This is a genomic window from Deltaproteobacteria bacterium (genome assembly GCA_018668695.1).
Taxonomy (GTDB): domain Bacteria; phylum Myxococcota; class XYA12-FULL-58-9; order XYA12-FULL-58-9; family JABJBS01; genus JABJBS01.
In genome coordinates this window covers 1-5903 of record JABJBS010000405.1, presented here as the reverse complement: position 1 = coordinate 5903, position 5903 = coordinate 1, and the positions used below count along the sequence as shown (strand labels likewise).

Annotated in this window: 5 protein-coding genes; 1 reads left to right on the top strand and 4 read right to left on the bottom strand. The window is 50.9% G+C overall.

Annotated features, from left to right (window positions below; translation table 11 throughout):
* Positions 1-686 (top strand): tRNA (adenosine(37)-N6)-threonylcarbamoyltransferase complex dimerization subunit type 1 TsaB (gene tsaB, locus HOK28_24070; GenBank protein MBT6436187.1); only part of this gene is annotated, 686 nt, incomplete at its 5' end.
* Here tsaB and HOK28_24065 read toward each other — a convergent pair.
* From HOK28_24065 to HOK28_24050, 4 genes are all read right to left on the bottom strand, one after another.
* Entirely contained in the window at positions 646-3123 is a 2478-nt protein-coding gene (locus HOK28_24065; protein MBT6436186.1) for a PBP1A family penicillin-binding protein, read from the bottom strand. The two genes, tsaB and HOK28_24065, sit on opposite strands and share 41 nt — an antisense overlap.
* Positions 3120-4127: a transglycosylase SLT domain-containing protein gene (locus HOK28_24060; GenBank protein ID MBT6436185.1), complete on the bottom strand. Its 1008-nt coding sequence runs from the start codon at positions 4125-4127 to the stop codon at positions 3120-3122. Before HOK28_24060 ends, HOK28_24065 begins: the two co-directional genes overlap by 4 nt.
* Positions 4128-4183: 56 nt before the next feature.
* On the bottom strand, positions 4184-5317 hold the full coding sequence (locus tag HOK28_24055) for a hypothetical protein (protein ID MBT6436184.1): 1134 nt from the start codon (positions 5315-5317) through the stop codon (positions 4184-4186).
* Between the two features lie 200 nt (positions 5318-5517).
* The coding region (locus HOK28_24050; GenBank protein ID MBT6436183.1) for a fructose-6-phosphate aldolase at positions 5518-5903 on the bottom strand (386 nt) is incomplete at its 5' end.

Sequence of the window (5903 nt, the reverse complement as noted above, 5' to 3'; positions counted from 1 at the left end):
TTAGCCAAGACGCAGGCGGACCTTTACTTAGCATCGATACTTCGACGACGACGGCCAGCGTTTGCATGGTGGGCTGGCCAGGATTCGATCCTGTGTCTCATATTGAGTTTGAACAAGGCTCTGTCCCATCTCAAGCGTTGGCCGAAGAAATTTATCAAGCGATGACGAAATCTGGCATTACTGCCACCCAGATTAAGGCGATAGCAGTCGGTTTGGGGCCAGGTTCATTTACGGGGCTCCGAGTAGGTTTGGCCACGGCTAAAGGTTTGTCGTTGGGCGCGGGAATGCCGCTTTACGGGTTTTCAAGCCTCGCGCTTTGGGCGGCTTCTACAGGAAAAGCCCAAGCGGCAGTGGTATTGGATGCACGCCAAAAAGAGATTTACTCGGCACTCTACACCTGCAGCGAAGCTGCGGTCTGTGATGCCGTTATTGAAGATGGCACACGAACACCAGCCGAGTTTAAAGCGTTGATATCAGAGACCGGCGCCGTCTTGGTTGGTGATGGGAAAGAAGTCTTTGGTGACGACACCGGGTGGATGGATTCGGTTTTACCAGATGCGGCTTTTGGACTCTTGATGTTGGCGGATAAAATAAGAGCGGGCAACGGTGATGACTTAAGACTCTTAAATCCTAACTACCACCGAATCACTGAAGCTGAGCGTCAAGCCCGTCTTCGTCGTCAATGAATATACTCTCGAGCTCTTGAGCATTTTCCTCGGGCGCGGTCCCAGCTACAAAAACCTCTTCGATGCTTCCGATGTCATTGTTAATGGTCCCCGTGTCTGCATCGACGCGTCGAAAAACAACTTCTGGTGGTGGCTTAAAAGGCAGCCGCGGCGTGTCTCGGAGTGCGTGATCGAGGTAATCGACCCAGATGGGTAGGGCAGCGCTGCTACCAGTTGCGCGCCCCATGGGCGCATTGTCGTCAAAGCCGACCCAGGTCACAGCAACTGTTTCCGGAGAGAATCCTGCAAACCACGCATTACGGCTTTGGTTGGTCGTTCCCGTCTTACCAGCTAGGGCACGCTTTAAGCGCTTGGCCCTAACACCCGTTCCTTCTTCGATCACCGACTGCATCATATGGGTGATAACAAAGGCCACATCGGCGTCGAGTACTTGAACGGGGTTGGCTCGATTCTCTTGAAGGATATCACCCGTGAGTGAAACGACTTTGCGAATAAAAATGGGCTTCGCGTAAAACCCACCAGAAGCAATGGTTGCGTAGCTATTGGCGAGTTCCATGGGCGTCACCTCGCCTGTTCCCAGTGCAAGCGTAAGGTTTTCGGGGAGCTTTGAACCGATTCCCATATTGCGAGCGAGTTCCCGCACTTTCTCAACGCCGACCATCTCAAGCAGTTTGACCGAACAGGTATTCTTTGAGCGTGTGAGAGCGCGCCGGTAGGTGATGTTTCCATCGTAGCGACCGTCTTCGTAGTTTTCAGGCTTCCAAGCTTTGCCGGTCCATTTATCCCGAATGACCACAGGGGCATCAGGGCAGATGCTGGCAGGCGTAATGATTTTTTCTTTCAAGCCCGTGGCGTAAAGGATGGGCTTAAACACCGAGCCAGGTTGCCTTAAAGACTGCATCGACCGGTTCAGGCCTCCAGGGTTGCGGTGGTAGCCTCCCACCATCGCACGAACATAACGTGTATGGGGATCTATTGAGAAAAGCGCGCCTTGTACTTTTGGGTTGGGTACCAATTTGATTTTACTAAGGGTTGAAGTGCCATCAGCAGATTTTGAAAGCGACGTTAGAATCACCTCGATAAGGTCGCCACGTTGTAGGACGTCGGTGGGATCACGGGGAGCAGGCGTTGCGGCTGTGGGTGAGAATCTCCGAGCCCATTTGAGTGATTGAAGTGTTAGTATCGATTTGAATCCACCCAGATCGACAGTGATCGTATTCTGCGAAGAATTAACAGCGCTTACAATTGCCGTGACTCGCATACCAACTTTGGGAACCTTGAGTACCATCTTCTTACGAAACTTAATCTCGCTGACTAGGTCTTTAGCGGTTACTTTCGATAAATCCCATACAGGTGTCTGTGCCATTCCAGGCGATGCTGTATAAAGTTTTCGTCTTTCGTAAAGCTTCGCAAACTCTTTTTGAATCTCATTGTGATACGTTTCGAAGAGGTTCACTTCCACGCGAAGTGGTGCACCGGACCAGCCGTTTTTCTTACCGAGGTTTTCTAAACCGCCTCTTAAAGCTTTCATGCCTGCTGCTTGATGTGCCGCTTGCATGCCAGTGTAAACAGTAAGGCCGCCCTCATAGACTGCTTCCGTACCATACTCTTTCGTCAGTTCTCGAATGACCCACTCGGTGTAATGAGAGGCCACATCGAGATAAGCCGGGCGCGGAGCGGGCGCTGGAATAGGTGCAGATTTGGCCAGGGTTACGGTTTCTTCATCAGCCCAACCGGCTGCGAGCATTTGGCTCAGAACATAGTGCTGTCGTTTTTGTGCACCGGCAGCATCGGATTTGATATTGTAGCGGGCCGGATGTTTTGGAGCGGACGCAAGATACGCTGCTTGGGCTACCGTTAGGTCTCGAGCTGAAATCCCAAAATAGGTCTGAGCGGCTTGTTCAACGCCCCATGCACCGGAGCCGAAGTAGATTTGATTAAGGTAGATGTGAAGAATGTCATCTTTGCTCAAGCTATTCTCTAGTTTAAAGCTCAGAACGGCCTCTCGCATTTTACGGCTGTAAGAACGCTCGGGACCAAGAACCATCGTCTTCACTATTTGTTGGGTGATGGTACTAGCTCCCTGAAGGTGGGCACCGGGTCTTAGATTTTTCAGGGCAGCTCGCAGGATTCCTAGATAGTCCAGACCTTCATGGCTGTAGAAATTTCGGTCTTCTGCTGCGAGAAAAGCGTGGGCAACATGCTTGGGAATGGCTTCCATGGGGATAACCGTTCGCCTTTGGTTGGCCACGTAGGCAACCAAGTGACCATCATCAGAATAGATCCGAGTTGCTTGAGCAGGTTTGTAGTCTTCCAAAGACTCAAGCTTGGGAAGGTCTTGGGAGATATAGAAGATGCCGCCAATACCGGAAAAAAGTCCAAGTACAGCGAGGGCACTGAGCCATTTGGCGATGTGTCCTATCCGCTTTAAGTTCATGGGCGGCTCGCTGCACCTTGGCTGGATTGTTTATTGGGTCCTAGACCTTCGAAAATACGAATCATAGCTATCAGCTCTGCGTAGAAGTTCTTAGAGGCAAAACCCCACGTAGACTTTTTATAGTTGTTAATGAGATCAACCAGCTTTCGAGATCCTACATCGCGAATCGCTCGTTTAACTCCATAAGCACCATGGTTGTAACCCGTTACTGCAAGGGGCCACGCCTTCAAGAGTTTGTAATTACGTTTTAAAAGTTTGGCAGCCGCATGGGTCGCTTTCATGATGTCCATCCGCTCATCTTTCTTGCTGCTTACCTTGAGTCCCAGTTCACGAGCGGTTCGAGGCATCAATTGCCATACTCCTGCCGCACCCGCGGACGAGTGTGCCTTGGTATTAAACATGGATTCCACAAAAGGCATCAGTGCAATCTCTTCTGGTACACCTTTTTCTTTCAAGACAGTTCGGATTTTACCAAGCCATGGTTTTGCACGTTTTTTTCCTGCCGCAAAGTGGTCTGCGACACCACGCTGTGCCCGTACCCGTTGATGAGCATTTTTTAAGAGTCGTTTGCTAGACGCACCCATTTTTTTAACGATCAACTCTTCCCATTTATTCCGTGGAGCGTTGCCTTCTCCGAGGGAGGCAAGCGCTTCTCTGTGTTCATCAAGGATTCCATCTGTTTTGTCGGAGATGATTTTGCGGGTGGCTCGAGTCCCGTCATCCTTGGGGACTTTGTAGATGCCCCAGACGACCTGCATATTTTCCTTATCATGCAGAATGAGGTCAGAGCTGTCGTAGGTCACAAAGACTTCCTGCCAAAATGCCACGGTAGGTTTGAGTGCTGACGGAAGGTGAAACGTTTTGCTGGGACTTGAGAGTGAGCTGGTCTCTAATATTCTGCCTTCAAAGTCAGCTGGCATATATTTGGCGGCGGCTAGATTGGTCGAACAAAGAGCGCACAGAACGCCGATTATGGTTAGACCACGAGTAGATAAAGAGTACATCAGAGCTCCAAGGCAAGGTTGTGGCACGGGCCCAAAGGCGCGTGCCCGAATCCGGCCTAAGAGATCATACGTGGGGTGTGGAAATCAACCAGCTTGAGGGGGCTTTGTGCAAGAGAAAGGCGCATTTCTTTCTTCATGCCTTGTGCATCACCCGAATGTTGAAACGGGTAGGGGTCTTTGAGTTCAATCCGAACGTCTTCGACCAAGAAATCCATCATACGTTTCGCATTGCGGTAGTCACCCTTCCAAATTTTCGGAAGATGAAAAAGTGTAGACAAAGGTCCAAGCGTAGCGATTCGAAGGTTCATCATTCCAGGCATGATGTTGGAAAATGGAAAAGCGCGGAACCGGTAGCCAAAGTAGGGCTGTGTGCCTGCACCGATGAAGGATGCGGGACCATTGTAAATTGTGGTTCCAGGTTCGATTTCAACGACAGCATCGCCGCGCCGTGGATCCACGTAGTAGCCTTTACCGACGCTTACGACCCGTGCTTCAAGCCGTGCATCACCAAAGAGAGCGCGTGGTACAGTCTTGGCCACAGTGGCAGCCAAGTAACCTAATACCGAATGCATCATCGGCTTCAGGATTGGGTTATTGGTCGTTTGTTTGAGCTGGTTGTAGTCGTTTAAAAGCATCGAGTCATAACCGAAGCCCGCAACAAAGCACTGCTCGCCATCGGCATCCATCATCGGCATGTGATGATTGCGGCCGGGGAGATATTCGATGAGTTTTCGAAGGTCTTGGTAAGGGCTCTGAGCGCCTACTACGGGACCAATACCATTGCCGGTACCAAGCCGTAAGAATGCAAACCGAGGCATACCGATGAGGTCCTGCTTCTCTCCGAAACGTTCGTAGCGCTCAACGCGCCAGCGGTTGGCTTCATTGATGTACTTTTGTACGAAGTTCACGGTGCCAGTGAGCGTTCCGTCGCCGCCGCCGCAGGCAATCGTTCCATAGTTCTTTTGGATGATTTCGCGTGTAAAAGCCTCTGCCTCTTCGAGCGTGCGGCTGTAGTAAACGTGATCACGTCCAACCAGGCGTTCAATCTTGCGAACAAGCTTATCGGTAACGAGGCGTGCGTTGCGGTTCAACAGGACCGCGACCTTGGTCTCATCGCTGTGTATCACGTTAAGTGCTTCAGGATACGCAGTGGGTTGTCGTTGTTCTTGTGCTGCAGCGATTTCAAGCATGGCTAAACCTCTCCAATGAACTCTTTTGTGACGAAGGTGCCACCTCTAAGTTCAAGCACGGTGTATGCCAGAAATGGAAATCGGCCTAAATATTGCATTTAGTGTTTAAAAACAGGTGCTTGGGAGGTTCTTGGGGTATGTTCTGACCGCGTAGGATGCTGCCCAGATCACCCGATCGCGAAGCGAATTTCGCACTTTAACTACTCAGGCTTGGGGACTTTTTCCCAATCGGCTAGAAACTTTGCAAGGCCAGCATCGGTGAGAGGGTGAGCGACCAACTGCTTAAGTACCTTAAACGGGATGGTGGCGACATGGGCTCCAGCCAAAGCAGCATCCACTGCGTGGCGGGGACCTCGAATGGAGGCCGCAAGGACCTCGGTTTCTAAGCCATGAATGTCGTAAATATTGACCAATTCATCGACGATTTCCATGCCGACGTGAGAAATGTCGTCCAGACGGCCAATAAATGGAGAGATGTAGGTTGCTCCCGCCTTGGCGGCCAAAAGTCCTTGAGCGGCTGAGAAGCAGAGCGTGACGTTGGTTTTGATGCCTTTGGAGCTCAGAACCTTGACTGTTTTTAGGCCAT

Excerpts from the sequence above, each read along its gene's own strand:
- HOK28_24065 (MBT6436186.1), bottom strand. The coding sequence starts at position 3,123 with ATGAACTTAAAGCGGATAGGACACATCGCCAAATGGCTCAGTGCCCTC.
- HOK28_24060 (MBT6436185.1), bottom strand. The coding sequence starts at position 4,127 with ATGTACTCTTTATCTACTCGTGGTCTAACCATAATCGGCGTTCTGTGC.
- HOK28_24055 (MBT6436184.1), bottom strand. The coding sequence starts at position 5,317 with ATGCTTGAAATCGCTGCAGCACAAGAACAACGACAACCCACTGCGTAT.